Raw genomic sequence first — 24,135 nt, 5'->3', positions numbered from 1 at the left:
AGAAAGCTTTTCAAGATATAACGCTTGCTTAGCTTACCTCTCGGACAACCGATAACTTTTTAACCAGTTAAAAGCAATAACGAATACAAGAGATGAATTTTTTGCTATAAAAATTCATCTCTTTTTTTAATTGATTTTTAAATGTTTAAAATTAGACCTATTCAAGCCAAGGATAATGCTGCAATTGCTCAAATTATTCGTGATGTTTCGCAAGAGTTTGGTTTAGCCGCCGAGTCTGGATTTGCAGTTGCTGACCCTATTTTAGATGATCTTTATAGCGTTTATGATCAACCGAATGCACAATACTGGGTGATTGAAGATGTACATGGTCAAATTCATGGCGGTGGTGGTCTTTCACCATTAATAGGTGATGATTCTATTCTTGAAATTCAAAAAATGTATTTTGCACCCGCAATACGTGGCCTTGGTTTTGCGAAACAGATTCTGGAAAAAGGTTTTGAGTTTGCTCAGCAACAGGGTTTTCAAGCCTGTTATTTAGAAACCACTCAAGCATTATGGCAAGCGGTTAAACTCTATGAGAAACTAGGCTTTGAGCATTTAGAACAGCCTAAAGGCAATACAGGTCATAGTCATGCATGTGAAATTTGGATGTTAAAAACGATTAAATAAAGCACTATTTTCAATTTAGAACATTCTTAAATTTCAATTATATTGATTGTGTTCATTCAGAAAATATCAGAAAGAGAATCATATGTTTATAGCCGTATATCGTTTTCAGATACATGCAGGAATGGAAAGTACGCACCGAAGGTATTTATCTTTTATTAGGATCACTAGGTTCACGACTTCATAAAGATACTAAAACGGGCGATTATATTGGTTATGCACAATGGCCTACACAGGAACATTGGGAAAATGTTCAATTTGATCGATTGAACACAGACACTTATCCTGATTATAAAAAAGCGGGAGAGATTATGAAGAAAACAATTCAGCATTCTGAAACGATTTTAGAGCTTGAAGTTGAAGCTGATTATCTACATAAATTTCCCTTTGCATTTGTTTAGATCAGAAATATTTGTATTTTCTTCATCAATAATGATGAGATAAAAATAACCTTATGGACATGATATGCATCAACTCATTCACTTATTACAACCACAGCGTTTAACAGAAATTGTGGATATTGGTGCAAATCCTATAGATGGTGATCCACCTTATAAAACACTTTTACAATCAAAATTTTGCAAAGTCACAGGTTTCGAACCGCAACCAGAAGCATTGGAAAAACTCAATCAACAAAAAAGTGAATTAGAAAACTACCTACCCTACGCCATTGGCGATGGAAATCAACACACTTTAAAAGTGTGCCAATATTCGGGTATGACCAGTTTGCTTGAGCCGGATCAAAACACATTTGACAATTTTTCAGCATTAAAAGCCAATGCAACGGTCTTAGAACGCGTTTTAATTTCTACCCATCAGTTAGATGATATTGATGAAATTCAGGCACTTGATTTTTTAAAAATTGACATCCAAGGCACTGAGCTTTCTGTTTTCAAATCAGGTAAACAAAAACTCAGCAATGCTGTTGCAATACAAACTGAAATATCCTTTGTTACACTCTATGAAAATCAACCCAGTTTCGGAGAAATCGACATTGAGTTGCGTAGCCAAGGCTTTATACCGCATTGTTTTGCAGATGTGAAAAAGTGGCCAATCTCACCTTTTGCTTACCAAAATCAACCTTTACGTGCTGTCAATCAATTACTTGAAGCGGATATTGTTTATGTTCGAGATTTTACAAAGCCACAAAATATCAGTGATGAACAATTAAAGCACCTTGCATTGATTGCTCATTGTTGTTATCAATCTTTTGATTTAACGTTGTGCTGTATTGATCTATTGGAACAACGTGCTGCTCTTCCTGCTCATTCTCAACAAATTTATATAAACATGTTGAATAGTGCACACAATGCCAATTGATTTTAAAAAGCCAAATTTAGTGAATATTTATAATGCTACAACCAAGGTATGAATTCCTTTAATTTAGGAGAAAACTTAAGTATTCTTATGCGACTTAGGTTTTATTATGCAATTGTATTTAAAGTCATATATTTATACTTTATGCCAAAATAAAGGAACATTTAAATAATGTTGTATTTAGAAGATATCAATATCGGTGATCATTTTACCAGTCGTGAATATGAAATGACACTTGAAGAAATTTTAGAATTTGCTCAAAAGTACGACCCGCAAGTTTTTCATACCGATATCGAAAAAGCCAAAGATCACCCTATTTTTCAAGGCTTGGCCGCAAGTGGATGGCACACCTCTGCTGTGACCATGCGTCTTTGGACAGAATGCTTCCCTGTTGCTTATGGTCTAATTGGCTCTGAATCGAGTTTAAGATGGCCGAAACCAACCCGCGTTGGCGATAAAATTCATGTTGAAGTTGAAATTGTTTCTATTACGCCATCAAGAACTAAAAATGATCGTGCTATTGTGACTTATGTGACTCAAGCAAAAAATCAACATGGTGATATTCTGCTGATATCAACCACTAAAATTGTGGTGTTCAAACGTAATTTTGATGCTCATTAATTCTAAATTTGTCTTACAATATTTAGAATTTTTTACATATTCCATGACAATATAATTCAATGAAGTGAAGCACATGTTGAGAGCAACGGATAGCAAATGAAGACAGTCTCAGGTCGCCAAGATCAGGGAATTCCTGGTGTATATGGACTATTATTATTAGATATTGTTTCTCGTTGGGGTTATAGCGCAGAAACACTTTTTGCACCTTTTAATTTTACCAGTGAACAATTGGCAGAACCTGAGTGCAGGATTCCAACGCCTATTGCCAATGAATTGGTTAAACATGCATTAAAATTGACTGGTGAAACGACCCTTGGTTATCACTTAGGTACGCAAATGCGTATTTCGATTCATGGGTTTATTGGTTATGCCATCATGACGGCGCATGATATTACCGATGCTTTGGTACTCGCAAACCGATTTATTCAGTTACGCATGCCCTTTTTACAATTGTATTTCTCTACTTTTGGTGAAAAAGCCACACTACAATTGCAGTGTGATATCGACATAGAGCCTCTACGTACAGAAATCGTTATGGGCTTAACCTTTGGCATCATGACTATGGCAAAGGCTTTAACGGGTATAGATGAGTTACATGGAGATATCGATTTTGATTTTCCAAAACCAGAAGGTTTTGATAAATATATCGTTAAATTGGCTTCTCGCTACAATATGAGTTTTGACCAACCTCACCTCATTGCGAGTTTTGACAAAGCGTATTTATGTTTGAAAATGGTCAATGCAGACCCTATTGCCAGTCAAATCGCGATTAACCAATGTGAAGCAGAACTTTCTGCGTTGGGTGAAAGACGTCGTTTAGCGATGCGTGTCCGTGATATTTTGACCCATTCAGAACAGCATTATTTAAGTATTGAAAATGTTGCTGACCGACTACATATGTCAGATCGAACCCTAAAAAGACAGTTGGCAGCTGAAGGGACTTCGTTTTCAACATTGGTGGATGAAGTTCGCTATCGGCATGCGACATCGCTACTCTCAAGAACAGATTATACGCTTGAACAAATCGCAGATGAATTGGGTTATAGCGATGTTGCGAACTTCAGCCGCGCTTTCAAGCGTTGGAGTGGTCGTAGCCCAAGCAGTTGGCGTAAAGATCCGTATTTATAAGCATTATTTGCTTGGATGAATAAGGTTATCAGTATCTCTGCTTTTTGTTTTAACTGAAAAACCTGTATAACGCTTAACAAAAACAAATTGTCATATTAAGGAGTCATTATGAATCATCCTTCAGATTTGAAGTATGCAAATACACATGAATGGGTAAAAATTGAAGGTGATCTTGTGATTACTGGTATTTCAGATCATGCCCAAGATGCATTAGGTGATTTAGTTTATGTGGAAATGCCAGAGGTTGGCAGCCATGTAACTGCAGGTGTTCAAGCAGGTGTGGTTGAATCTGTTAAAACTGCATCCGACATTCATGCACCAGTTTCAGGTGAAGTGGTTGAAATCAATACTGCTTTAGAAGATGACCCTGATTTTGTAAATGATGACCCGTATGGCAAAGGTTGGATTTATAAAATCAAAGCTGACAATATTGCAGATGTTGAAAAATTGCTCAGCAATACTGAATACGAAGCAGGCTTATAATCTGTTATTCAACATTAACAGTGATTTAAAAACATTAAAAAAGATCAGACTCATCTGATCTTTTTTGTGCGCAATTTTCAAGCTAGGCTGTGCGTAATAACGGTTTAGCAGATAATTGTTCAGCAACATTCAACAACAAATGTTCGGTTTTTTCCCATCCTAAACATCCATCTGTCACCGACTGACCATAAGTCATATCACTTGAAATCTTTTGATTCCCATCCAGTAAATGACTTTCTAACATCACACCACGGACCTGTGTCATGTGTCTTTCTGCAATAATCTGTTGTAGCACCAAAGGCTGTTTGAGTGGATCTTTAGCACTATTGCCATGACTACAATCAATCACTAAAGCAGGTAAATGACCTTGGTATTGGTCACGAATGTGCTGAATGGATTCAGCGTCATAATTATGACCATGGTTTGCACCACGTAAAATTAAATGGGGTAAAGGATTCCCCTGACTTTGCAAAATACATGGCGTACCTTTTTGACTCATTGCCAAAAATTGATGCGTATGGCTTGCAGACTGAATAGCATCCATTGCAATTTGAATTGAGCCATCTGTACCATTTTTAAAGCCGATGCTGAAAGGCATATGACTTGAAATTTCACGATGAATCTGAGATTCGCTAGTACGTGCGCCAATTGCACCCCAAGCCAATAAATCATCAAAATAAGCTGTAGCCATTGGGCTTAAAATTTCACTGGCAATCGGCAGGCCCATTTCGATAATGTTTAAATAAAGTTGACGTGATTTTTCTAAGCCCAATTGAATATTGGATGAACCATCAAGATTTGGATCATATAAAAAACCTTTCCAACCAATTGTAGTACGTGGCTTTTCAATATAAGCACGCATCACTAAAAATATTTGATCTGAAATTTTACTTTGAATTTGTTTTAATTTTTCTGCGTACTCGAGCGCTGCTTTTTCATCATGAATTGAACATGGCCCAGCAATAACCAATAAACGAGGATCTGAGCCATTGAGTATATTTTGTATGGTTTGGCGTTGTTCTGCAATTTGTATCGCCAAACGATGACTTAATGAAAATTTTCTTTTCAAATCATTTGGCAAACTCAGTTCAGTTTCTTGGCTTTGATTTTGTTGTAAAGCGATATTTAAAGCATTCATGATGTATTCCTTTGGACTCTCGACAGTCCTTACTTTTATTTGAGCGTATGTGATCTATTCGAACGTGGCTGACCAAAATAAGTCCAATAAAAGTTGCTAAAATATACGTTATTGAATGTCATCATGATGTTCTCCAAATTTCTCAAATCTAAAAAGTTTATAAAGTAAAAGGTATAAAAAAACCTGATCGGTGTTGCCGATCAGGTATTAACTTTGATGGGCAACTAATTCATTGCCCGAACGACTTCAGGCAATTATCTAAAGAATTGCCAAAAATAATAAGAAGTAGCGATTAATGGTTGCTTTAACATCTTCATGTCGTTCGTAAAATCTGTATTAAATTTACAATACTCTCTGTTCACTGACTTTACAAGCGTTTTTTCATGTTTTTGATGGATTGACGAAAATTGTTGATGTTTAAATTTAAGCAATTTTGTTGGAAAATATTCAATTCAACGAATCATTAGCATTTAAGCCTAACCATTCTCATTCAATATTTTTAAAAAACAGTTATTTAAAATAGTTAAAAGGCAATTTTAAATAGCGGATCCCATTCACTTCTGGCACTGGAAATTTTCCACCTGCCATATTAATTTGAATGGCAGCTAAAATCAGTTTGGGCATTGATAATGTTGCATCACGTTGTTCTCGCATTGCAATAAACGCTTGTTTATGAACACCTATATGGATATGAATATTTTGCATACGCTGTGTTTTTATATCTGTTTGACACATGTAGTTTTGCCTAGCGTTGGCCAATTGGGGTAAATAGTCATGGCACAAATACATTCGCATATTTTCAGGTAATTTAAAAATTTGTTGCACAGAATCATAAAGTTGAGATGCACTTCCTTTAGGAAAATCACAGCGAGCTGTTCCATAATCTGGCATAAACAACGTATCTCCAACAAATATTGCATCACCAATCACATAACTCAAGCATGCGGGTGTATGTCCAGGTGTAGGAATGTTATACGCTTCTAATTCCCCTATTTTAAAAACTTCATGGTCTTTAAATAGATAATCAAACGGTTGATGAGCATTGAGCGATTTAAGATCAATATTATAAATATGCGAAAAAATCTCTTGAACGATCGCAATTTTTTCACTCATTGCAATTTGTCCACCTAACTGCTCTTTTAAATATTGTGACGCCGTTAAGTGGTCTGCATGAACATGCGTTTCAAGGATCCACTGTACTGTTAAATGCTTTTTTTGAATGTAATCAATGATTTGATCTGCATGATGAGTCGATGTCGTTGCTGACACTGCATCATAATCCAAAACGCTGTCGATAATTGCACAACACTGGGTCTGAGGGTCGCTAACCACATAACTAAAGGTATGGCTCGATTCATCAAAAAAATCTTGTACTACTGGACGAATCATTGCTTATGCTCCTGCGACCCGACGCTGAATCAATATACCAATTAACATGGCGACAATAAAATACAGCGCTTGTGCGTAGCCCAAACCAATCAGTGTCAAAGCAGGTGCAGGACAAATCCCTGCGATTCCCCAACCCACGCCAAAAATAAACGCACCCAAAACCAAGTTTTGATCCAATTGAGTTTTTTTAGGAAGCTGAATCGTTTCATTAAAAACCGTCACAGGTTTGCGTATAGCTTTTTGAAAAGGGAAAAATGCCACAGCAATCGCACCGAGCATTACAAATGCTAAGCTGGGATCCCAATCTCCAAATAAGTCTAAAAAACCAATGACTTTGACTGGATTTGACATACCTGAAAGCATAAGTCCTATTGAAAATAATCCACCAAAAATAAAAGCTAAAATATTTTTCATCATTTAACGCCTATCCAGTGACGAATAACATAAACCGTCATAAACCCAGCCAACATAAAAATACTCGTAGCCACAATAGAGCGCTTAGATAAACGACTGATTCCACAAATCCCATGCCCACTGGTACAACCTGAGCCTAAACTTGTGCCAAATCCAACCAATAAACCAGAAAAAATTAAAAGTATTGGACTCGTAACCACCATGGCAATGTCTGGTTTAAAAATCCATCCATAGAAAATTGGGGTGATCAATAGACCCAATAAAAACCATATTGCAGGTGTTTTAAACATCGTTTGTGGATTCAATATCTGAGTGATTAAGCCACTCACTCCTGCAATACGCCCATTAACGAATAGATACCCGACAACAGACAGTCCGAGTAGAATTCCACCTAAGAAAGCCAATAAATAATCATGCATGTTTCAAAATTCAAACAATATATGTTTTTATAATATATCTATTAATAAACTAATCAACTCATTTTCAATTTTTTTTGAATATTTCATAGAGATAAAAGTGGCAATTATTAGATGGGCCAATACCTAATGCATTGAATCATCACTTTTTTCCATTTTTTAACTGGCGTCACAAATCGCTGATCATCGATTAATATCATAATAAAACAATGATTTTAAATGTTTTATTCATAGTTCAATTTTATGCATTTATTTATTCTTTGATTTATGTCTTTATTTAAGTTGTTATTCAAACAGCAGATTTAAGTCATAAAAATTAGCTAAACTCTTCCAATACTTTATCGACAAACCATTTTGGAAAATATTCTACAGCTGGGTTGAGCTTTAATACTTCTGCTTTTTCTATCTCGGCAATAAAGGCTGCTTTTTCACCATGACTCGAATTATCAAAAATATAGGCACGATCTGAGGCTTCTATCGCAGACATGAGCAAATCTAAACTACGATAATAACGTTCACGAATTTTTTGCTCAGGCACAGCATGCCCACCGACATGTACGCGATAATGTACTCGGCCTATATTAATTTCAGGGTCTACCGTTGCAACATAATACAAATAGGTTTTAAATCCTTGTTTCTGCGCTTCTTTTAGAAAATAGACCTTGCTAATATGTGACATCACCGTTTCAAAAGTAAAGCTGATTTTTAACCTTAAAAACTCCATTCTTATAAAATCAATAATTCGAGCGCACAAATAGGAATCGATTTCTTGCTGTTCAAAATAAAGAGAGCCATCACTTAAAATTTGCGGGTCAATTGATAATAATGGAATAAAATCATTTTCTTGCTTTCGTTTTTTCTGTTTTAAAAATTGAATTAGCGTGTTTACATTTAAATCGGGATGATAATTTTCTAATCTTAAAATGTGTGAATGCTTTAAATCTTTTTCTAATTCATCTGCATTTAAATAAGCCCCAATTTGATGAGGCGCTAAATAATCTTTAATGGTACTTTTACCAGAACCATTCGGCCCTGCAAACATACGAATTCTAGGTTGACGCATAGATGCTTATGCCATCACCTCTTGTTTATTTTTACGTTTTAACACGCTACGTTTAAGTTGCGGAACAACATAAGCTTTGGATAAATCTTTAATAATGACTTTCTGCCCTCGTTGCACAGCAATCAACTTAAAATCTTCTACATAAACAACTTGCTGTTCAGAGTGGATCGCTTGTTCAAACGCATCGGAAAAAGACTGAAGGGCCAATTTAGGAACGGTCGCTTCTTCACGTAATGTCGTTTTCATCACAGTCATGGTTGTTGAAGTGCTCATATTTTGCTCCAGCATCTAATGCTTAGATGTTGAGTTCATCTTATCACAATCCATATTTTTGTCTATTTTGTAGCAACGTTCAATTTATCCTAATTATCCTAAATCTCACCAACTTTTACTGAATAAGTAAAACTAGTTTATATGATTACTTGGGATATTTATCAGGTGACCAAGATTGAGTACGTACTTGGCGAGTGAGCATCATTCCCAACATATCTGTACTGCTCGCTTGATTTGTTAATACAATAACACCTGTATTTGTTTCAGCATCTATAGAAAGATAAGTGGCGTACCCTCCAACCATACCGTTGTGCCATACCGTATTACGATTGCCAAAGAAACGATCTATAAATGTGGGTTGCATCCAACCTATTCCTGCATTGCCATTGGCTTGAGTTTTACGCATTTTTTCAAATACTTTAGAACTAGGCCCTGTTTCTTCTAGATTGGCCTGAATAAATTTCAACATATCATTTGCATTAGAATAGAAACCACCTGCACCTGCAAGAGCTGGAAATGTCCATACAGGTGTAATATTTCCTTGAGACGTATAACCTTGGGCTAACTTTTCCTGTGTTTGATATGTAGGGGTGATGACCGTTGCATCCATTCCAATCGGTGTTAAAACCATCTCTTTGACTAAAGACTCATAATCTTTACCAGTCACTAATTCAAGTACATGACCTAATAAACCCATACCATAATTTGAATATTCAAATTGACCTGATTTGCGCTTATCTTCTGTTGTTGCAAGATAGCCAAATATATCTTTTGTATGAAGATGGCTATAAGGATCTAAGAGTAGATCTTCTTTATCCACTTGTTGTTGCACTTTTTTTTCTAATGGTTTTGGAATACTGGGAAAGCCTGAAGTATGTGTAACGAGCTGCTTTAACGTGACATTTTTTGCATCTGATGAAAGTGGTATTTGATCTCCTATCAGTTCCTCCAATGTATCATCCATGGATACAGTACCTTGATCACAAAGTGTCTGTAATAATGATGCAGTGAAAAGCTTACTGATAGAACCTATTTGAAATATGGTTGTCGCATCAGGAGAAAGCTGGCTTCCTTTAGTCACTGCTCCATATCCTTTGATCAAAGTCCGTTTATTTTTATAGACCCCAACGACAATACTTTGAAATTGCCCACCACGCATTGCTTTTTCAACCTCAATATCTATTGAGGCTTCAAGGTTTTTACGATCAGCTATATGGTCTATTTGATATTTAAAATAAAGAACAGCCATTAACAACAATGCTAAAATAATAGAAATTATTTTCATTATAGATGCTCATTCTAATTTTGATAAAAATTTACATAAAAAGTAATTACATTATAGACCAACTCAATTGTAGGCCAATTTTTTCTTAACAATCACATTAAGCAAAAATATTCTGAACTTATCAATCCTTGTTACTTTTTAACATCTAAAGACGAACAAAGTTGCTAAAAGACAACCTATAAAAGTGGCAGAAACGGTAGAGGCTATTTTACATACTATTAAAAGTCGAAAAGCTTAAACTCAATCAGAAAGCCGACTTTCACACTAGACGATCCTGATGAACATTTGAGACTGATCTCTCCTATTACTATTCTCTCTTTTATTTAAGCAACACTCCTCTTGAGCCTTGCTGATTTGAAATTGGATTTATCTCATTTAAAAACATACAGTATATAATGCTGCGGTTATACTTGCTTAAACAATCATGGAAAGTCGATATGTCTAATGATCTTGAAATTGATGTTATGCGGGAATCTGCATCATCTGTGGTCACCATTTTAAAATCTTTAGCCAATACAGATCGTTTACTCATTTTGTGCCATCTCGCTCAGGAAGAACTGAATGTTTCACAAATTGAAGAAAAGACTCAAATTAATCAGCCTACACTCTCTCAACAACTGATGATGCTCCGTAAAAGTGATGTGGTTTTAACACGACGTGATGGTAAGCAAATTTATTACTCGATTAAGGATGAGAAACTACATATTGTTTTAAATACCTTATACAACCTGTATTGCCCCAAAGCTTAGTTTTATTAAATTATTTTTAATAACAAAATCTTAGCTATCTAAAGGGTAATTTTAACTGCTTTCTTAGCATTTTTTATGCATAATATATATGAAAATGTGATAACGAAAAAGTAATGTCTACTCCCAAGCTACAACTGAGTAAAATTCTCCCTGCATGGCTATGGCTGCAAGACTATAGTTCATCAAAATTTAGAGCAGATTTGCTTGCAGCACTGATCGTGATTGCAATGCTTGTACCGCAAGGCATGGCTTATGCAATGGTTGCAGGCTTACCGCCTGTCATGGGTTTATATGCCAGTATCTTACCCATGATCGTGTATGCCTTGATTGGTGGAAGCCCAACACTGTCTATAGGTCCTGTCGCTCTAATTTCCATGATGACTTTTGCAACATTGGAACCTTTATATGAAGTTGGTTCTCCTGTGTATATTCAAGCAGCGTGTTTATTGGCATTGATGGTCGGCATACTTTCAACGTTATTGGGTATTTTTAGATTTGGATTTCTAATTCGCCTCATCAGCCACCCTGTTATTAAAAGTTTTATTATTGCTTCTGCATTATTAATCGCCCTCAGCCAAGTTAAATTTATACTGGATGTGCCGTTAAAATCAGGCGATATCATCGAGTTTTTCCAAAGTACATGGCAATACTTAGCATTGATGAATATGGCAACGGTTATCTTTGGCATCGGGTCGATTTTATTTTTAATCTATACTCCCAAATTACTCAACGCACAGATTTTCAAATCATTTTCAAATGCCATGCAATTTTGGATTAAAGCACTGCCTTTATTGTTGGTTTTTATTTCGATTGGTTTGGTGCAATTCTTTCATATCGATCAATTGGGTATTAAAACGGTTGGAGAAATACCTTCAGGATTCCCACCATTAACCATGCCGTTTTGGAGTTGGGACTTCGTTTTAAAGCTTCTACCCGGCGCAGCCATGATCACCATGGTCAGTTTTGTTGAATCAATTTCAATTGCCCAAGCAACTGCTTTTCAACAGCGTAGTGAGCTGAATAGTAATCAGGAACTGATTGCACTCGGTGTAGCGAATATTAGCGCAGGAATCAGTGCCGCATTTCCAGTAACAGGCAGTCTGTCTCGGACAGTTGTCAACACCGATGCAGGTGCTAAAACACCTATGGCAGGTGTTTTATCTTCGATCTTTATTGTGATTGTCAGTCTGTATTTTACAGGGGTATTCAAAGAATTGCCGCTGGCGATCCTCGCTGCAACCATCATGGTTTCGATTTGGAAATTGGTCGACTTTAAACCCTTTGTTGAAACATGGCGCTATTCAAAAGCGGATGGTATCGCAATGTGGGTGACTTTTTTCGGTGTGTTGTGTATTGATATTTCGACAGGTTTAATTATTGGTATTGTTTCTACTTTTTTATTGTTGCTATGGCGTATTAGCCGACCACATATCGCTGTGATTGGCTTAGTTGAAGGCACACAGCATTTTAGAAATATTTCTCGGCATGATGTTTTAACCAGTGCCAATATTGTGTCTATTCGTATTGATGAAAATCTAACGTTTTTAAATGCCAATACCCTTAAAGAATTCGTGATTTCTGAAGTGAGTAAGCATCCAGATTTGCATCATGTGGTGATCAATTGTTCAAGTATTAGCAATATTGATCTGAGTGCTTTGGAAACCTTAGAAGAAATTAATCGTGAATTGGATAAACTCAAGATCCAATTGCATTTATCTGAAGTCAAAGGCCCTGTCATGGACCGTCTTAAACAGTCCAATTTAATCAATGCGCTGAGTGGCAAGGTTTTTTTAACACATTATCAAGCCATGCATAAATTAGATGCGCAAAGTTTTTATCACATTTAAAAAGGTTAAATAGATTGATTTAAAAGTATTTTTTACTCTTAATTTTAGAAAAACTTGTATATTTTTTAATATCTTATTTTTTATCTGAAAATTGTATTTTTTATGTGATCCTGTTTCGGTATAGAATACTCAGCTTGTTTATTGATTTTAGGCCAGTTTAGGCATTTAAGGTTCGCATATGTTCGCTGCCCTAGCACGTTTAAGTTTAGTTAGTCGTATTCTCATAGCAATTATTTTGGGCTTTTTAGTTGCCTATCTTTTTCCAAGTTCTGCTGAATATTTTAATATTTTAGGTGAATTGTTCATTAAGGCATTGAAGTCTGTCGCACCTATTCTTGTTTTTGTCTTGGTTACGGCATCAATTGCCAATTTTAAAGTCGGTCACGGTGCTGGAAACCTCAAACCTATTCTTGGGCTATACGCAATTGGGATGCTTTTGGCAGCACTGAGTGCTATGGTCGCAAGTATGGCTTTTCCAAGTACTTTAATCTTTACCCATGCATCCGATGCAGCGTTGCAACCCCCGGGTAGTGTTGCAGAAGTACTAAAAAACCTTTTATTGAGTTTTATCTCTAATCCAATTTCAGCATTAGATCAAGCCAATTTTATTGGTATTCTTGCTTGGGCTGTGGGTTTAGGTGCTGCTCTGCGTCATGCTTCTGACACCACCAAACAAATGATTGTTGATGTTGCAGGTGCAATCGACTCAATTATCCGTATCGTCATTGCCTTTGCACCAGTCGGTATTTTCGGTTTAGTTGTTGCAACTTTTGCACAAGCTGGCTTAGAAACACTTAAAAACTATGCGCAACTGATTGCAGTTCTTGTCGGCACGATGATTTTTGTGGCGCTTGTGATTAACCCGCTCATCGTTGCTATTGTGATGCGTAAAAATCCATATCCTTTGGTTTTAAAATGCTTAAGAGAAAGTGGTATTACTGCATTCTTTACACGTAGTTCTGCAGCAAACATCCCCGTTAATCTTGATCTTGCAAAACGTCTAGGCGTATCAGATACCACTGCAAATGTCGCGATTCCATTGGGTGCAACCATCAACATGGCGGGTGCAGCAGTAACGATTACTGTACTCACGCTAGCAGCTGTAAATACACTGGGTATTCAGGTCGATATGGTTACGATGATTATTCTTTCAATTGTATCTGTTGTTACCGCATGCGGCGCATCAGGTGTAGCTGGAGGATCATTATTGCTGATTCCTGTTGCTTGTGGTTTATTTGGTATTCCTTCAGAAATTGCAATGCAAGTGGTTGCTATTGGTATGGTGATCAGTGTTTTACAAGATTCGACGGAAACTGCTTTGAACTCTTCTACTGATGTCTTATTTACAGCAGCAGTAGATCTTTCTAAAAAGTAATACATAACAGGTGTATGAATAAAAAGAAGGGTTTATGCCGTTACAGCGCCTACCAATTTGGATCCAATTCGCTGCTTTCATGCTTGCAGTCAATGCAGGCATGATTAATGTTCTCGGTTTAATCACTGTTTTGCACCAATCGATTTCCCATATGACGGGCAATACCAGTTTATTGGCACAAGCCATTATTCTGCATCAAACAGATACGATTATTTATCTGTTCTTGGTAATTTGCTGTTATGTGCTTGGCTCAAGTTATAGTGGGTTTATTTTAGGCAATAGTCATTTTCAACTCGGTCGTAGATACGGCATCCCACTTAGCCTTGTTGCATTCTTTATCCTACTCTGTTGGCTGTTTATTCCGCTATACCCAAAATATGCACTATTGTGGGCAAGTGCTGCAATGGGTGTACAGAATGCGATGGTGAGTCATTATAAAGGCACGATCATTCGCACTACGCATTTATCAGGTGTATTGACCGATTTAGGTTTGGCACTGGGCTATTTATTTCGTGGGTTAAATGCTGAAAAACGCCGTATTACCTTACATTTATTGATTCTTTTAGGTTTTTTTATCGGTGGAATCATTGCCAGTGTGTTACATCCTTATTTACAATTGAATGCATTTCTTATTCCTGCGGGATTAAGCCTAATTTTAAGTTTAGTGTACTGGTTTGTTTATTTTCGGTATCGCACAATACACAGTTAATGGTTGGTTATTATTATGGTTAAAAATGCACTACAAGCGCAGTTGCTTAAAGCTGGCTTAGTTGATAATAAAAAAGCAAAGAAACTGTCTAAGCAAGCACAGCACGAGCAGCGTACTGGACAAAGCGATGAAGCTGAAATCAAAGCAAAGATTGAACAAGATAAGCAAGAAAAACTATCAAAAGACCAAGCATTGGACTTAGAAAAGAAAAAAATATTGGATGAAAAAGCGCTAAAAGCATCCATTATTCAAATGATCTCGCAGCATAAAATCAGAGATACAGATGGTGAATCTGTTTATCAATTTATTGATGGTTCAATTAAAAAGATCTATATCAATCAGCAAGTTTATAATGCCTTGGTTTCTGGAAGTTTAGTGGTTGCTAACGATGCTGACGGTTACGCTATTTTACCCAAAGCATTGGCCGATCGTATAAACGACAAAATGACAGGTTTTATTATTGTGAATAATTCAGAGAAAAATGAACAAATCACAGATGAAGAAGATCCTTACGCTGCTTATGTTATTCCAGATGATTTAATGTGGTAATTCATCATTATTGAAATATCCCTAAACCTAGTGACTTAAACTCACTAGGTTTTTTATTTTTCAAGAAATAAAATACTGTGCAATATGCTTAAATATTTACAATCTAGTTTGCTTTTCAACACAAAACGAATAAATACAAAACTCATATTAATTCCACAGCAAAAAAATGCAAAATAAATCATGACAATAAATGAATGACACTGCTATGCAAATCTTAAAATACTTTATCGCAAGCACTATCCTTACAACGTCATTACACTGTTATGCGACTGTGGGAGGTGGACAACATATTGAAGTATTGGGTTATTCGACTAAAGAGCAAAAACTTTATCTTTTAAGACATTATGAAGATGGTCGTGGTCGTTTGCCACAATTGTATTATTACCAATTCAACAGTAAAACACCTGAAAAGCTGATAGAGGTTCGGTCTTTATACATCAATCCAAAGACGCAAAAAGTTGATTATGACCAAGACGGTGTTCAGTTTGAAAAAGATTTAACTAAAATTCGGAAACGTTTAACGCCCCTAATCGTGGGTAATGCAAAGACTACAAAAATACAAATTCTGAATCAGAGCAAAACACAAATTCCCTCTTGGCATGATCCTTCTGAAAAAATTTCTGAGTATAAAACTACATATAAAGTCACGAGTCCTTCACATCAAAGTAGGAATCAAATCGCTGTAAATTATGATAACAAATTAAAAATTACTCAGAATTTTATTGTCCCTAAACAGAATAAGATGCTAATTGTGATTCAATATTTAGGCATCCCTTTTGAAACAGGCTATAACATTGAAGATCCTGTTTTATTACAACCTAAAAAATAAGAAACTCAAACATATACCTCAATATTTATTAGGATGGGTTCATTTTTCATAGAATAAAAATGAGTAAAGCCTCTTTCGAGGCTTTACAGATAAACACGATTTGATGAATCAAAAATATTGTTTATTTAGATGATTCTATTTGATGATTAAGCAGCTGAACGCTCTTCAATCGGTACAACTTTACGTAGTTCTGGACCTGTATATTCAGCACTTGGACGAATAATACGGTTATCTGCACGCTGTTCCATCACATGCGCAGCCCAACCTGTTACACGTGACATCACAAAGATTGGTGTAAACAATTTAGTTGCAATATCCATGAAGTGGTATGCAGATGCATGGAAGAAGTCAGCATTACAGAAAAGTTTCTTTTCACGCCACATCACTTCTTCACAACGTACAGAAACAGGATAAAGCACTGTATCGCCAACATCTTTTGCTAAACGCTCAGACCAAATCTTGATAATGCCGTTACGAGGATCATTGTCTTTATAAATCGCATGACCAAAGCCCATGATTTTTTCTTTACGCTCAAGTTTACCCAGCATTTCACGCTCAGCTTCTTCAGGAGACGTCCAGTTTTCGATCATTTCCATCGCAGCTTCATTGGCACCGCCGTGTAATGGACCACGTAGTGAACCAATCGCACCCGTAATACATGAATGCATATCTGACAATGTTGATGCACATACACGTGCTGTGAATGTTGATGCGTTAAACTCATGCTCTGCATAGAGAATTAATGAAACATTCATCACTTGCTCATGCAATTCATTTGGCTTTTCGCCACGAAGTAAGTGTAAGAATTGAGCACCGATAGAATCATCATCAGTATTTTCTTCAATACGTACACCATCATGGCTAAAACGATACCAATAACAGATGATTGCAGGCAGTGTCGCTAAAATACGATCGGCAACATCTTGTTGTTCATCAAAAGATTTCTCAGTTTCTAAATTACCGAGCATCGATACGCCTGTACGCATCACGTCCATTGGATGTGAATCTGCAGGAATACGCTCTAAAACTTCTTTTAAAGCTTGCGGTAACTGACGAAGTGATTTTAGTTTAGCTTTATAAGCTGTTAACTGCTCTGCTGTTGGTAATTCACCAAAGAAGATTAAATAAGCCACTTCTTCAAATTGACAGTTTTCAGCTAAATCTTGCACATCATAACCACGATAAGTTAAGCCTGCACCGCTTTTACCAACGGTTGAAAGTGCTGTTTTACCTGCAACTTGACCACGCAATCCTGCGCCTGTGAGTACTTTTCCTTCAGCCATTTTATTATTTCTCCTGGGTGAATAGTTTGTCTAATGTATTTTCAAAAGTATGATAATCAAGGAATTCGTAAAGTTCTTTACGCTGTTGCATTATGTCCAGTACATTCACTTGCGTACCGTTTTCACGGATTGAACGGAAAACTTCAAGTGCAGCTTTTTGCATTGCACGGGTTGCCGAAAGTGGGTACAACACCATGCGGATACCCTGTTCAGCCAATTCGTCTGTCGTATAATAAGGTGTATCACCAAACTCAGTGATATTTGCCAATACAGGCACTCCGACTGCATCGCATACGGTTCTATACATGGTAATGTCAGTCATTGCTTCTGCAAAAATTGCATCTGCACCCGCCTCTACACATGCGCATGCACGATCGATCACTGCTTGTAGACCTTCTTTTTGTAAGGCATCTGTACGTGCCATAACAACAAAATTCGAGTCAGTTTTTGCATCTACCGCAGCTTTAATACGATCAACCATTTCTTGTTGAGAAACAATTTCTTTATTTGGGCGGTGACCACAGCGTTTTTGTGCCACTTGGTCTTCGATATGAACAGCTGCAGCACCTGCGCTAATCATTTGTTTCACTGTACGTGCAATATTAAATGCACCACCCCAACCTGTATCGATATCAACAAGTAATGGTGTATCTACACGTTCTGTAATACGACGTACATCTTCTAAAACATTATCCAGACTGGTCATACCTAAATCAGGTAAACCGTAAGAATAGTTCGCGACACCTGCACCCGAAACATAAATCGCCTTGTAACCGACCTGTTTCGCCATCATTGCTGCATAAGCATTGACTGTACCGATGATTTGTAATGGTTTTTCCACTTCGAGAGCTTGTCTAAATCTTAAGCCTGCAGATGTTTGTTCTGTCATATTCCCTTCCACAGCGGTCACTTATCTATTGAGTTCTTGGTATAGCCATCCTGCTTTTCTGTAAAATGGCTATGCACTGAGTGTACATAAAACTTTTGATAAAGAAAAATGAATTTTGATTCATTTTTTTAATTTTTTGATTTTATTGATTATTATTTTTCAGTTTCATATTGCTTAAGATATTTATTGACATCTTTGTTATACTCGTAGCAACCCATTTCTTTCGAAGCTGTATTTTAAACTTTATGCACAATGACTTAGCGCAAATCGGAACCCTATGCTGTGATTTACCACAAACTAAACGTGGTCATGAACGCCGTCTTGCATTATTGCTCAGTGCCAATGAACTGTTTCTTGATCGTGGTTATGATGCAGTTTCTCTAGATGATATTGTCCAGCATGCAGGTGGTTCTAAAGCTTCAATTTATAAGTACTTTGGCAATAAAGAAGGCTTATTTACTGCCATTTGTGATTATCGTCGTGAGCAGTTTTTTAAAGATATTTGTGTACCGTTCGATTTTGATCAGGATGATTTACGTTTATATCTCATTCAAACCCTAATGAATTTTAAAACGCATTTATTGCTACCTGAGAATGCAGCGTTTATCCGTTTAATTTTAGAACAAACCCAAAGAAGTCCTAAATTGGCTTTATATATTCATGAACAAGGGCCAAAGCATATTCAAATGGCAATTGCTTCTGCACTCACTAAAGCAGACGAATTAGGCTTAATCTATTGTAAGCAACCTATTTATGCTGCTCAATTTTATTTTGGTATCATTCGTCATATTGAATGGCGCGTACTAATGAACGTTGATATTCAAGAAGATGATCAAGAAGTATACGATTACATCAGCTATTGTGTAGATCGCTTTTTGCAAGGTCATCAAAAAGTCTAGTTTTTTTGCATTTCCCTTTTCTTATAGTATATTACTTCATTCCTGTTTTTTTATTCATCAACCACCAACAATATATTGTTGGTCAATGCGTATTGATTTTGACCAAGCAATTATTGTGGAGTAACCATGGCTCTACGACATTTTCTTACCCTGCGTGACTTATCTACTGCTGAATTAAATCGCATCATCGAACGTGCTCAAGAATTAAAGCGAAAGCAACATCAACATGAAGTTTTCCAACCTTTTGTTGGTAAAGTGATGGGCATGATTTTTGAAAAGTCGAGCACACGAACTCGTGTATCTTTTGAAGCAGGTATGAATCAGTTTGGTGGTAGTGCTATTTTCCTATCTCCACGCGATACTCAATTGGGTCGTGGTGAGCCAATTGAAGACTCTGCGCGTGTCATTTCAAGTATGTTAGATATTGTGATGATCCGTACTTTTGGGCATGACATTGTTGAACGTTTTGCAGAATATTCAAGTGTACCAGTGATTAATGCATTAACCGATGACCATCACCCTTGCCAATTGCTTGCAGATGTGCAAACTTTTGTTGAGCATCGTGGTTCAATCAAAGGCAAAACAGTGGCTTGGATTGGTGATGGCAATAATATGTGTAATTCATATATTGAAGCTGCACATATGTGGGGCTTTAAGCTTAAAATTGCATCTCCAAAAGGTTATGAACCTAAACCTGAATTCCTTTCAGAATTTGCGCATTGTGTAGAACTTGTTGATTCTGCTGAAGATGCAGCAGTAAATGCAGACCTGATCGTGACTGACGTTTGGGCGAGCATGGGACAGGAAGAAGAACAAAAGATTCGTGAAAAAGCATTTGCTGACTACCAAGTGAATGAAAAGTTGATGGATTTAGCTCATCCTGATTGCTTGTTTATGCATTGCTTACCTGCGCACCGTGGTGAAGAAATTTCAGAAAACATGCTTGACCATAAAAATGCTGTGGTTTGGGATGAAGCAGAAAATCGCTTACATGCACAAAAAGCACTGGTTGAGTTTTTATTGAATGAGCATTTAAACAAAGCTTAATTTTTGTAATAAATGAATAAAAATAAGCACCAATACTGGTGCTTATTTTTTGTTGACGTATAATAAAACCCTATTCTAATTATGTGTATTACTCCAATGAATTTCAAAATAATTTCTCAAATTTCAATCACTTTATTTCTTCTTATTTCAATGTCTATCCATGCAACTGAACTCGATAATTATTTAATTCAGAAAAATTTGATCGATCAAAATTATAAAATTAAAGATAAAAAGAACTTAAATGATGTATTAACTGCGCTGAGTGAAGAAGATTCACGCATACTTCCTGTACAAATTGACCAAAATACGCTCATCGAAAAAATCGTTTTATTTCATGATCATATTGACCTACAAGGTATTATTACATCGTCTGATTTTAATCAATTCGCAAATAGTGTTGGAAAAGAACAGATTCAAAGCTTACTGATCAAAGGTATGATTGAAAACTGCGACCTCATTTTTGAAAATCAGTTTCAAAGACAAAACCCTTATTATGTGAAAATGAAATTGGTTTCAGAGCATAAAAGTTATGAACTTAAAATTAACAATAACCAATGTAAATTTTGATTGATCACCGATTGGTTTTGTATGTCATCCATTCAGCTTATTGTCTATTCTGCTAAAGTGCTGTATTTAAAAAATTAATATTTTTTAACCATTTAAAATTGATTAGTTTTCAGTATGCCTGAATATTTAACCATTCTGTCATATTGAAATCTTACTATGCCTACAAAGTCTTTTAGATAGTTTCAAATGACGCAGATCATGCCCGCTTTAAACAGTTTTCAACACAGTTCAGCAACCTACACAAACCGTGAAATTTCACTGCTGGCATTTCATCAACGGGTTTTAGCGCAAGCAAAAGATGCCAATCATCCATTATTAGAACGCTTAAACTTTTTAATTATTTTTTCAAGGAATTTAGACGAATTTTTTGAAATACGTGTTGCGAGTTTAATGAAACAAATTGACTTGAATAGTATTACCACTGCGCCTGATGGCATTCCCAATGAAGTCATTTTGCAACAAATTTCTGAAAATACCCATCAAGCTATTCAAGAGCAATATGACACATTAAATCAGGTATTATTACCACAGTTGGAAGAATACGGCGTTAAATTTATTCAATACAACAATATAGAAAAAAAGCATTTAGAATGGATTAAGAATTATTTTTTTAAACAAGTTCAACCAGTTGTTACGCCAATTAGCCTTGATCCAGCCCATCCTTTTCCTCGTTTAGTGAATAAAAGCCTGAATTTTATCGTCACCCTTGAGGGTAAAGATGCTTTTGGACGTCAGATTGAATTGGCAATTGTCCCTGCTCCACGTTCCCTGCCTCGAATTGTTCGTTTACCTGATGAACTCACCAATGGCGAAGAGCATTACATTTTATTATCAGCCATTATTCAGCAGCATATTAATGATTTATTTCCAGGTATGACTGCAACAGGTTGTTATCAATTTCGTGTTACACGTAATGCTGATTTAACACTGGCTACGGATGTAGATGATTTAGCTGTCGCTTTAAAAGATGAGTTGTCTTCTCGTCGTTTTGGTCGTGCCGTTCGCTTAGAAATTGCCAATAATTGCCCAGACTCAATCAACTCCTATTTATTAGAACAATTTGATTTAGATCCGCAACACTTATATCAGGTCAATGGGCCTGTGAATTTAACTCGTTTAATCACAAATTTTGATATTCCAGAATTACGTTTTAAGCCCTTTCAAGCTGTCATTCCAAAAGCATTACGTAATCCACACAAAATCTTTGAAGTATTGAGCAAGCAAGATGTGTTGTTGCATCATCCTTTTGATTCTTTCCAACCTGTGATTAATTTGCTCAAAGAAGCAGCCAAAGATCCAAACGTACTTGCAATTAAACAGACTTTATATCGTAGTGGTCCAGATTCGGAAATTGTTCAAGTTCTGGCTGAAGCTGCACGTAACGGTAAAGAAGTTACTGCAATTATTGAGTTGCGTGCACGTTTCGATGAAGAGTCTAATATTATCGTCGCCAATATTTTACAAGAAGCGGGTGCAGTCGTGGTTTATGGCATTGTAGGCTATAAAACCCATGCCAAAATGATTTTAATCGTACGACGTGAAGGTGAAAAATTAAAACGTTATGTACATCTTGGTACGGGAAACTACCATGCAGGCAATGCCAAAATGTATACCGATTATGGATTGCTCAGTACTGAGCCTGATCTTTGTGAAGATGTGCATAAAATCTTCCAAGAACTTACGGGCATGGGACGTATGGCAAAGTCTAAAAAAATGTTCCATGCGCCATTTACTTTGCATGCTCAATTACTGCAATTAATTGAAAATGAAATCGTTTTCGCAAAATCAGGGCAATCTGCGCGTATCATTATCAAAGTCAATGCTTTGACTGAACCTAAACTGATTGCTGCTTTATATAAGGCATCCCAAGCTGGAGTTAAAATTGATCTTATTATCCGTTCAATTTGCTGTTTAAGACCCCAAATACCAGATTTGTCTGAAAATATTAAAGTTCGATCAATCGTAGGACGCTTTTTAGAACATACGAGGGTTTATTATTTTCAAAATGGTGGAGATGAAAAGCTGTATTGTTCAAGTGCAGACTGGATGGGACGCAATTTATTCTCACGGGTAGAAACTTGTTTTCCTATTGAAGATAAAAAACTAAAAAAGCAGATTATTGAGTTTGGTTTACTCAATTATTTAAAAGACAATACCCGAGCTTGGGAACTGGACAGCAATGAGCAATGGTACGTTGTTCATCCTAAAAAAGATCAAGCAGCTTATATTGCTCAACAAATATTAATGGAACAACGTATCATTACAACCACGGCTTAAAATGAGCAGATTATTGCGTAAAACCAATATATCGAGAATACCCTTCTATACCTAAACTTGCTTTGTAAATTAAATAGTTAGGGTATTCTGAATGGGTTAATTCACTCAAAATGTTTAAGCCTTGATCATCATGCGCATGGATTTCATCAACACTGCGTTGCATCGTGCTTTCAAATTCATCTGAGATATATTCAAAACCCAAATCCATGGCAATAAATAAAGTATGCTCACATGGCTGAATATATTGCTCTTCATTCCAATCAATGACTGCATGTTGACAATGCGGACATGTAACATTTTCTTGATAATTTTCTAATGTGATTAGTTGAAATGGCATAAGGTTTGGAACAGAATAAAATTATATTTTAAACGAGTTTGTAAAAATTAAACACTCGTATTAAACATATGCTTCAATAAGTCTAATGATTTTTATATTTATTATTTATAAAGAAAGATAAGGATATTATGTCAACCATTGAAAAAGCAATTGCTTTAGCGGCTCGTAAACATTCAGGTCAAAAAGATAAAGCTCAACAACCTTATATTTTTCACCCACTCAGACTCATGTTTAAAGTTAAAACCCCAGAGCAACAAATCGTTGCTGTATTGCATGATATTTTAGAAGATACAGATACCACCGTTGTCGATCTGATTTCCTTGGGATTCAGTCAGGATATTGTCGATGCAATTTTGGCATTAACTAAAAAAGAAGGTGAATCTCGGATTGAAGCGGCCTACCGCGCTGTAAAAAACCCAATTGCAAGAGTCGTTAAACTTGCAGATGTTACAGATAATATGGATTTAACGCGAATTCCGCAGCCAAGTGCCAAAGATTGGTTACGACTGGAAGAATATAAAAAAGTCCAATACATTCTGCTTACAGCAACGGCATAGTTTTAATGTCTAGGTTTTTGATTAAGTTTGCTTTATTGACACAATTTAAAATTGACTTTTTGCAACA

The 24,135-nt window shown here is 36.2% G+C and carries 27 protein-coding genes; 17 read left to right on the top strand and 10 right to left on the bottom strand.

Annotation, left to right across the window (positions count from 1 at the left end):
* Positions 1 to 141 precede the first annotated feature (141 nt).
* The 6 genes from ACY45D_RS08920 (at position 142) to gcvH (ending at position 4,176) form a co-directional block, all read left to right on the top strand.
* The gene (locus tag ACY45D_RS08920) at positions 142 to 630 is read left to right on the top strand and encodes a GNAT family N-acetyltransferase (RefSeq protein ID WP_463109365.1); all 489 of its coding nucleotides are present in this window, start codon (positions 142 to 144) and stop codon (positions 628 to 630) included.
* Positions 631 to 743: 113 nt separating this feature from the next.
* Positions 744 to 1,028, top strand: a complete 285-nt coding sequence (locus tag ACY45D_RS08915) for a hypothetical protein (RefSeq protein WP_463109364.1) — start codon at positions 744 to 746, stop codon at positions 1,026 to 1,028.
* Positions 1,029 to 1,092: 64 nt separating this feature from the next.
* Complete coding sequence (locus ACY45D_RS08910) at positions 1,093 to 1,947, top strand: FkbM family methyltransferase (RefSeq protein WP_463109363.1); 855 nt, start codon at positions 1,093 to 1,095, stop codon at positions 1,945 to 1,947.
* A 168-nt stretch (positions 1,948 to 2,115) separates the two neighbouring features.
* A complete protein-coding gene (locus ACY45D_RS08905) occupies positions 2,116 to 2,565 on the top strand; it encodes a MaoC family dehydratase (protein WP_463109362.1) in 450 nt (149 codons plus the stop codon).
* Positions 2,566 to 2,661: 96 nt separating this feature from the next.
* A complete protein-coding gene (locus tag ACY45D_RS08900) occupies positions 2,662 to 3,693 on the top strand; it encodes a helix-turn-helix transcriptional regulator (protein WP_463109361.1) in 1,032 nt (343 codons plus the stop codon).
* A 108-nt stretch (positions 3,694 to 3,801) separates the two neighbouring features.
* The gene (gcvH, locus tag ACY45D_RS08895) at positions 3,802 to 4,176 is read left to right on the top strand and encodes a glycine cleavage system protein GcvH (protein ID WP_463109360.1); all 375 of its coding nucleotides are present in this window, start codon (positions 3,802 to 3,804) and stop codon (positions 4,174 to 4,176) included.
* Between the two features lie 82 nt (positions 4,177 to 4,258).
* On the opposite strand, the gene ACY45D_RS08890 is transcribed toward gcvH, so the two are convergent.
* The 7 genes from ACY45D_RS08890 to ACY45D_RS08860 all read right to left on the bottom strand — a co-directional run bounded on the left by ACY45D_RS08890 (position 4,259) and on the right by ACY45D_RS08860 (position 10,154).
* Entirely contained in the window at positions 4,259 to 5,314 is a 1,056-nt protein-coding gene (locus ACY45D_RS08890) for a 3-deoxy-7-phosphoheptulonate synthase (RefSeq protein ID WP_463109359.1), read from the bottom strand.
* Positions 5,315 to 5,824: 510 nt separating this feature from the next.
* Positions 5,825 to 6,703 carry an MBL fold metallo-hydrolase gene (locus ACY45D_RS08885; protein ID WP_463109358.1) on the bottom strand — a complete coding sequence of 293 codons (879 nt, stop codon included), beginning with the start codon at positions 6,701 to 6,703 and terminating at the stop codon, positions 5,825 to 5,827.
* Positions 6,704 to 6,706: 3 nt separating this feature from the next.
* Positions 6,707 to 7,117 (bottom strand): DUF6691 family protein, encoded by a 411-nt coding sequence (locus ACY45D_RS08880; protein WP_463109357.1) that lies wholly within the window; start codon positions 7,115 to 7,117, stop codon positions 6,707 to 6,709.
* Positions 7,117 to 7,536, bottom strand: coding sequence for a YeeE/YedE family protein (locus tag ACY45D_RS08875; protein ID WP_463109356.1), 420 nt, complete (start codon positions 7,534 to 7,536; stop codon positions 7,117 to 7,119). The genes ACY45D_RS08880 and ACY45D_RS08875 overlap by 1 nt, the downstream gene beginning before the upstream one ends.
* Positions 7,537 to 7,849: 313 nt before the next feature.
* Complete coding sequence (locus ACY45D_RS08870) at positions 7,850 to 8,596, bottom strand: zeta toxin (RefSeq protein WP_463109355.1); 747 nt, start codon at positions 8,594 to 8,596, stop codon at positions 7,850 to 7,852.
* 6 nt (positions 8,597 to 8,602) lie between these two features.
* The gene (locus ACY45D_RS08865; RefSeq protein WP_463109354.1) at positions 8,603 to 8,869 is read right to left on the bottom strand and encodes a hypothetical protein; all 267 of its coding nucleotides are present in this window, start codon (positions 8,867 to 8,869) and stop codon (positions 8,603 to 8,605) included.
* A gap of 145 nt (positions 8,870 to 9,014) precedes the next feature.
* Positions 9,015 to 10,154, bottom strand: a complete 1,140-nt coding sequence (locus ACY45D_RS08860; protein ID WP_463109353.1) for a serine hydrolase domain-containing protein — start codon at positions 10,152 to 10,154, stop codon at positions 9,015 to 9,017.
* Between the two features lie 437 nt (positions 10,155 to 10,591).
* Between ACY45D_RS08860 and ACY45D_RS08855 the strand changes: the two genes are divergently transcribed.
* The 6 genes from ACY45D_RS08855 to ACY45D_RS08830 all read left to right on the top strand — a co-directional run bounded on the left by ACY45D_RS08855 (position 10,592) and on the right by ACY45D_RS08830 (position 16,212).
* Positions 10,592 to 10,903 carry an ArsR/SmtB family transcription factor gene (locus ACY45D_RS08855; RefSeq protein WP_463109352.1) on the top strand — a complete coding sequence of 104 codons (312 nt, stop codon included), beginning with the start codon at positions 10,592 to 10,594 and terminating at the stop codon, positions 10,901 to 10,903.
* Between the two features lie 113 nt (positions 10,904 to 11,016).
* Entirely contained in the window at positions 11,017 to 12,750 is a 1,734-nt protein-coding gene (locus ACY45D_RS08850; protein ID WP_463109351.1) for a SulP family inorganic anion transporter, read from the top strand.
* Between the two features lie 178 nt (positions 12,751 to 12,928).
* Complete coding sequence (gene sstT / locus ACY45D_RS08845; RefSeq protein WP_463109350.1) at positions 12,929 to 14,125, top strand: serine/threonine transporter SstT; 1,197 nt, start codon at positions 12,929 to 12,931, stop codon at positions 14,123 to 14,125.
* 34 nt (positions 14,126 to 14,159) lie between these two features.
* Positions 14,160 to 14,834, top strand: coding sequence for a YoaK family protein (locus ACY45D_RS08840; RefSeq protein WP_463109349.1), 675 nt, complete (start codon positions 14,160 to 14,162; stop codon positions 14,832 to 14,834).
* A gap of 15 nt (positions 14,835 to 14,849) precedes the next feature.
* Positions 14,850 to 15,383: a DUF2058 domain-containing protein gene (locus tag ACY45D_RS08835; RefSeq protein WP_463109348.1), complete on the top strand. Its 534-nt coding sequence runs from the start codon at positions 14,850 to 14,852 to the stop codon at positions 15,381 to 15,383.
* A gap of 205 nt (positions 15,384 to 15,588) precedes the next feature.
* Positions 15,589 to 16,212, top strand: coding sequence for a hypothetical protein (locus ACY45D_RS08830; protein ID WP_463109467.1), 624 nt, complete (start codon positions 15,589 to 15,591; stop codon positions 16,210 to 16,212).
* Between the two features lie 146 nt (positions 16,213 to 16,358).
* Here ACY45D_RS08830 and prpC read toward each other — a convergent pair whose 3' ends face one another.
* Together prpC and prpB are read right to left on the bottom strand one after the other, a co-directional pair.
* The gene (gene prpC, locus ACY45D_RS08825; RefSeq protein ID WP_296281589.1) at positions 16,359 to 17,495 is read right to left on the bottom strand and encodes a bifunctional 2-methylcitrate synthase/citrate synthase; all 1,137 of its coding nucleotides are present in this window, start codon (positions 17,493 to 17,495) and stop codon (positions 16,359 to 16,361) included.
* A gap of 4 nt (positions 17,496 to 17,499) precedes the next feature.
* Positions 17,500 to 18,384: a methylisocitrate lyase gene (prpB, locus tag ACY45D_RS08820; protein ID WP_463109347.1), complete on the bottom strand. Its 885-nt coding sequence runs from the start codon at positions 18,382 to 18,384 to the stop codon at positions 17,500 to 17,502.
* Between the two features lie 245 nt (positions 18,385 to 18,629).
* Here prpB and ACY45D_RS08815 point away from each other — a divergent pair, with 245 nt between their 5' ends.
* The 4 genes from ACY45D_RS08815 (at position 18,630) to ppk1 (ending at position 23,174) form a co-directional block, all read left to right on the top strand.
* On the top strand, positions 18,630 to 19,283 hold the full coding sequence (locus ACY45D_RS08815) for a TetR/AcrR family transcriptional regulator (RefSeq protein ID WP_463109346.1): 654 nt from the start codon (positions 18,630 to 18,632) through the stop codon (positions 19,281 to 19,283).
* 126 nt (positions 19,284 to 19,409) lie between these two features.
* Entirely contained in the window at positions 19,410 to 20,330 is a 921-nt protein-coding gene (gene argF, locus ACY45D_RS08810; protein WP_463109345.1) for an ornithine carbamoyltransferase, read from the top strand.
* 96 nt (positions 20,331 to 20,426) lie between these two features.
* A complete protein-coding gene (locus ACY45D_RS08805) occupies positions 20,427 to 20,897 on the top strand; it encodes a hypothetical protein (protein WP_463109344.1) in 471 nt (156 codons plus the stop codon).
* Between the two features lie 186 nt (positions 20,898 to 21,083).
* Positions 21,084 to 23,174, top strand: a complete 2,091-nt coding sequence (gene ppk1 / locus ACY45D_RS08800; protein ID WP_463109343.1) for a polyphosphate kinase 1 — start codon at positions 21,084 to 21,086, stop codon at positions 23,172 to 23,174.
* Between the two features lie 10 nt (positions 23,175 to 23,184).
* Here the strand turns inward: ppk1 and ACY45D_RS08795 are convergent, their stop codons facing one another.
* A complete protein-coding gene (locus ACY45D_RS08795; RefSeq protein ID WP_463109342.1) occupies positions 23,185 to 23,511 on the bottom strand; it encodes a hypothetical protein in 327 nt (108 codons plus the stop codon).
* Between the two features lie 128 nt (positions 23,512 to 23,639).
* Between ACY45D_RS08795 and ACY45D_RS08790 the strand changes: the two genes are divergently transcribed.
* Positions 23,640 to 24,068 (top strand): guanosine-3',5'-bis(diphosphate) 3'-pyrophosphohydrolase, encoded by a 429-nt coding sequence (locus ACY45D_RS08790; protein WP_463109341.1) that lies wholly within the window; start codon positions 23,640 to 23,642, stop codon positions 24,066 to 24,068.
* The last annotated feature ends 67 nt before the right edge of the window (positions 24,069 to 24,135 follow it).

The sequence above is a fragment of the Acinetobacter sp. BZX-2 genome (genome assembly GCF_055179795.1).
Note: the sequence above shows the minus strand (reverse complement) of the source record. Positions and strands in the feature narration are given on the sequence as shown.

Bases quoted from the DNA above. Each gene is read 5' to 3' on its own strand.
- argF (WP_463109345.1), top strand. From the start codon at position 19,410: ATGGCTCTACGACATTTTCTTACCCTGCGTGACTTATCTACTGCTGAA.
- ACY45D_RS08865 (WP_463109354.1), bottom strand. From the start codon at position 8,869: ATGAGCACTTCAACAACCATGACTGTGATGAAAACGACATTACGTGAA.
- ACY45D_RS08840 (WP_463109349.1), top strand. From the start codon at position 14,160: ATGCCGTTACAGCGCCTACCAATTTGGATCCAATTCGCTGCTTTCATG.
- ACY45D_RS08890 (WP_463109359.1), bottom strand. From the start codon at position 5,314: ATGAATGCTTTAAATATCGCTTTACAACAAAATCAAAGCCAAGAAACT.
- ACY45D_RS08860 (WP_463109353.1), bottom strand. From the start codon at position 10,154: ATGAAAATAATTTCTATTATTTTAGCATTGTTGTTAATGGCTGTTCTT.
- ACY45D_RS08915 (WP_463109364.1), top strand. From the start codon at position 744: ATGCAGGAATGGAAAGTACGCACCGAAGGTATTTATCTTTTATTAGGA.
- ppk1 (WP_463109343.1), top strand. From the start codon at position 21,084: ATGACGCAGATCATGCCCGCTTTAAACAGTTTTCAACACAGTTCAGCA.
- ACY45D_RS08850 (WP_463109351.1), top strand. From the start codon at position 11,017: ATGTCTACTCCCAAGCTACAACTGAGTAAAATTCTCCCTGCATGGCTA.
- ACY45D_RS08900 (WP_463109361.1), top strand. From the start codon at position 2,662: ATGAAGACAGTCTCAGGTCGCCAAGATCAGGGAATTCCTGGTGTATAT.
- prpC (WP_296281589.1), bottom strand. From the start codon at position 17,495: ATGGCTGAAGGAAAAGTACTCACAGGCGCAGGATTGCGTGGTCAAGTT.
- ACY45D_RS08805 (WP_463109344.1), top strand. From the start codon at position 20,427: ATGAATTTCAAAATAATTTCTCAAATTTCAATCACTTTATTTCTTCTT.
- ACY45D_RS08835 (WP_463109348.1), top strand. From the start codon at position 14,850: ATGGTTAAAAATGCACTACAAGCGCAGTTGCTTAAAGCTGGCTTAGTT.
- ACY45D_RS08910 (WP_463109363.1), top strand. From the start codon at position 1,093: ATGCATCAACTCATTCACTTATTACAACCACAGCGTTTAACAGAAATT.
- ACY45D_RS08830 (WP_463109467.1), top strand. From the start codon at position 15,589: ATGCAAATCTTAAAATACTTTATCGCAAGCACTATCCTTACAACGTCA.
- ACY45D_RS08905 (WP_463109362.1), top strand. From the start codon at position 2,116: ATGTTGTATTTAGAAGATATCAATATCGGTGATCATTTTACCAGTCGT.
- ACY45D_RS08790 (WP_463109341.1), top strand. From the start codon at position 23,640: ATGTCAACCATTGAAAAAGCAATTGCTTTAGCGGCTCGTAAACATTCA.
- gcvH (WP_463109360.1), top strand. From the start codon at position 3,802: ATGAATCATCCTTCAGATTTGAAGTATGCAAATACACATGAATGGGTA.
- ACY45D_RS08885 (WP_463109358.1), bottom strand. From the start codon at position 6,703: ATGATTCGTCCAGTAGTACAAGATTTTTTTGATGAATCGAGCCATACC.
- ACY45D_RS08875 (WP_463109356.1), bottom strand. From the start codon at position 7,536: ATGCATGATTATTTATTGGCTTTCTTAGGTGGAATTCTACTCGGACTG.
- ACY45D_RS08815 (WP_463109346.1), top strand. From the start codon at position 18,630: ATGCACAATGACTTAGCGCAAATCGGAACCCTATGCTGTGATTTACCA.
- sstT (WP_463109350.1), top strand. From the start codon at position 12,929: ATGTTCGCTGCCCTAGCACGTTTAAGTTTAGTTAGTCGTATTCTCATA.
- ACY45D_RS08880 (WP_463109357.1), bottom strand. From the start codon at position 7,117: ATGAAAAATATTTTAGCTTTTATTTTTGGTGGATTATTTTCAATAGGA.
- ACY45D_RS08920 (WP_463109365.1), top strand. From the start codon at position 142: ATGTTTAAAATTAGACCTATTCAAGCCAAGGATAATGCTGCAATTGCT.
- prpB (WP_463109347.1), bottom strand. From the start codon at position 18,384: ATGACAGAACAAACATCTGCAGGCTTAAGATTTAGACAAGCTCTCGAA.
- ACY45D_RS08855 (WP_463109352.1), top strand. From the start codon at position 10,592: ATGTCTAATGATCTTGAAATTGATGTTATGCGGGAATCTGCATCATCT.
- ACY45D_RS08795 (WP_463109342.1), bottom strand. From the start codon at position 23,511: ATGCCATTTCAACTAATCACATTAGAAAATTATCAAGAAAATGTTACA.
- ACY45D_RS08870 (WP_463109355.1), bottom strand. From the start codon at position 8,596: ATGCGTCAACCTAGAATTCGTATGTTTGCAGGGCCGAATGGTTCTGGT.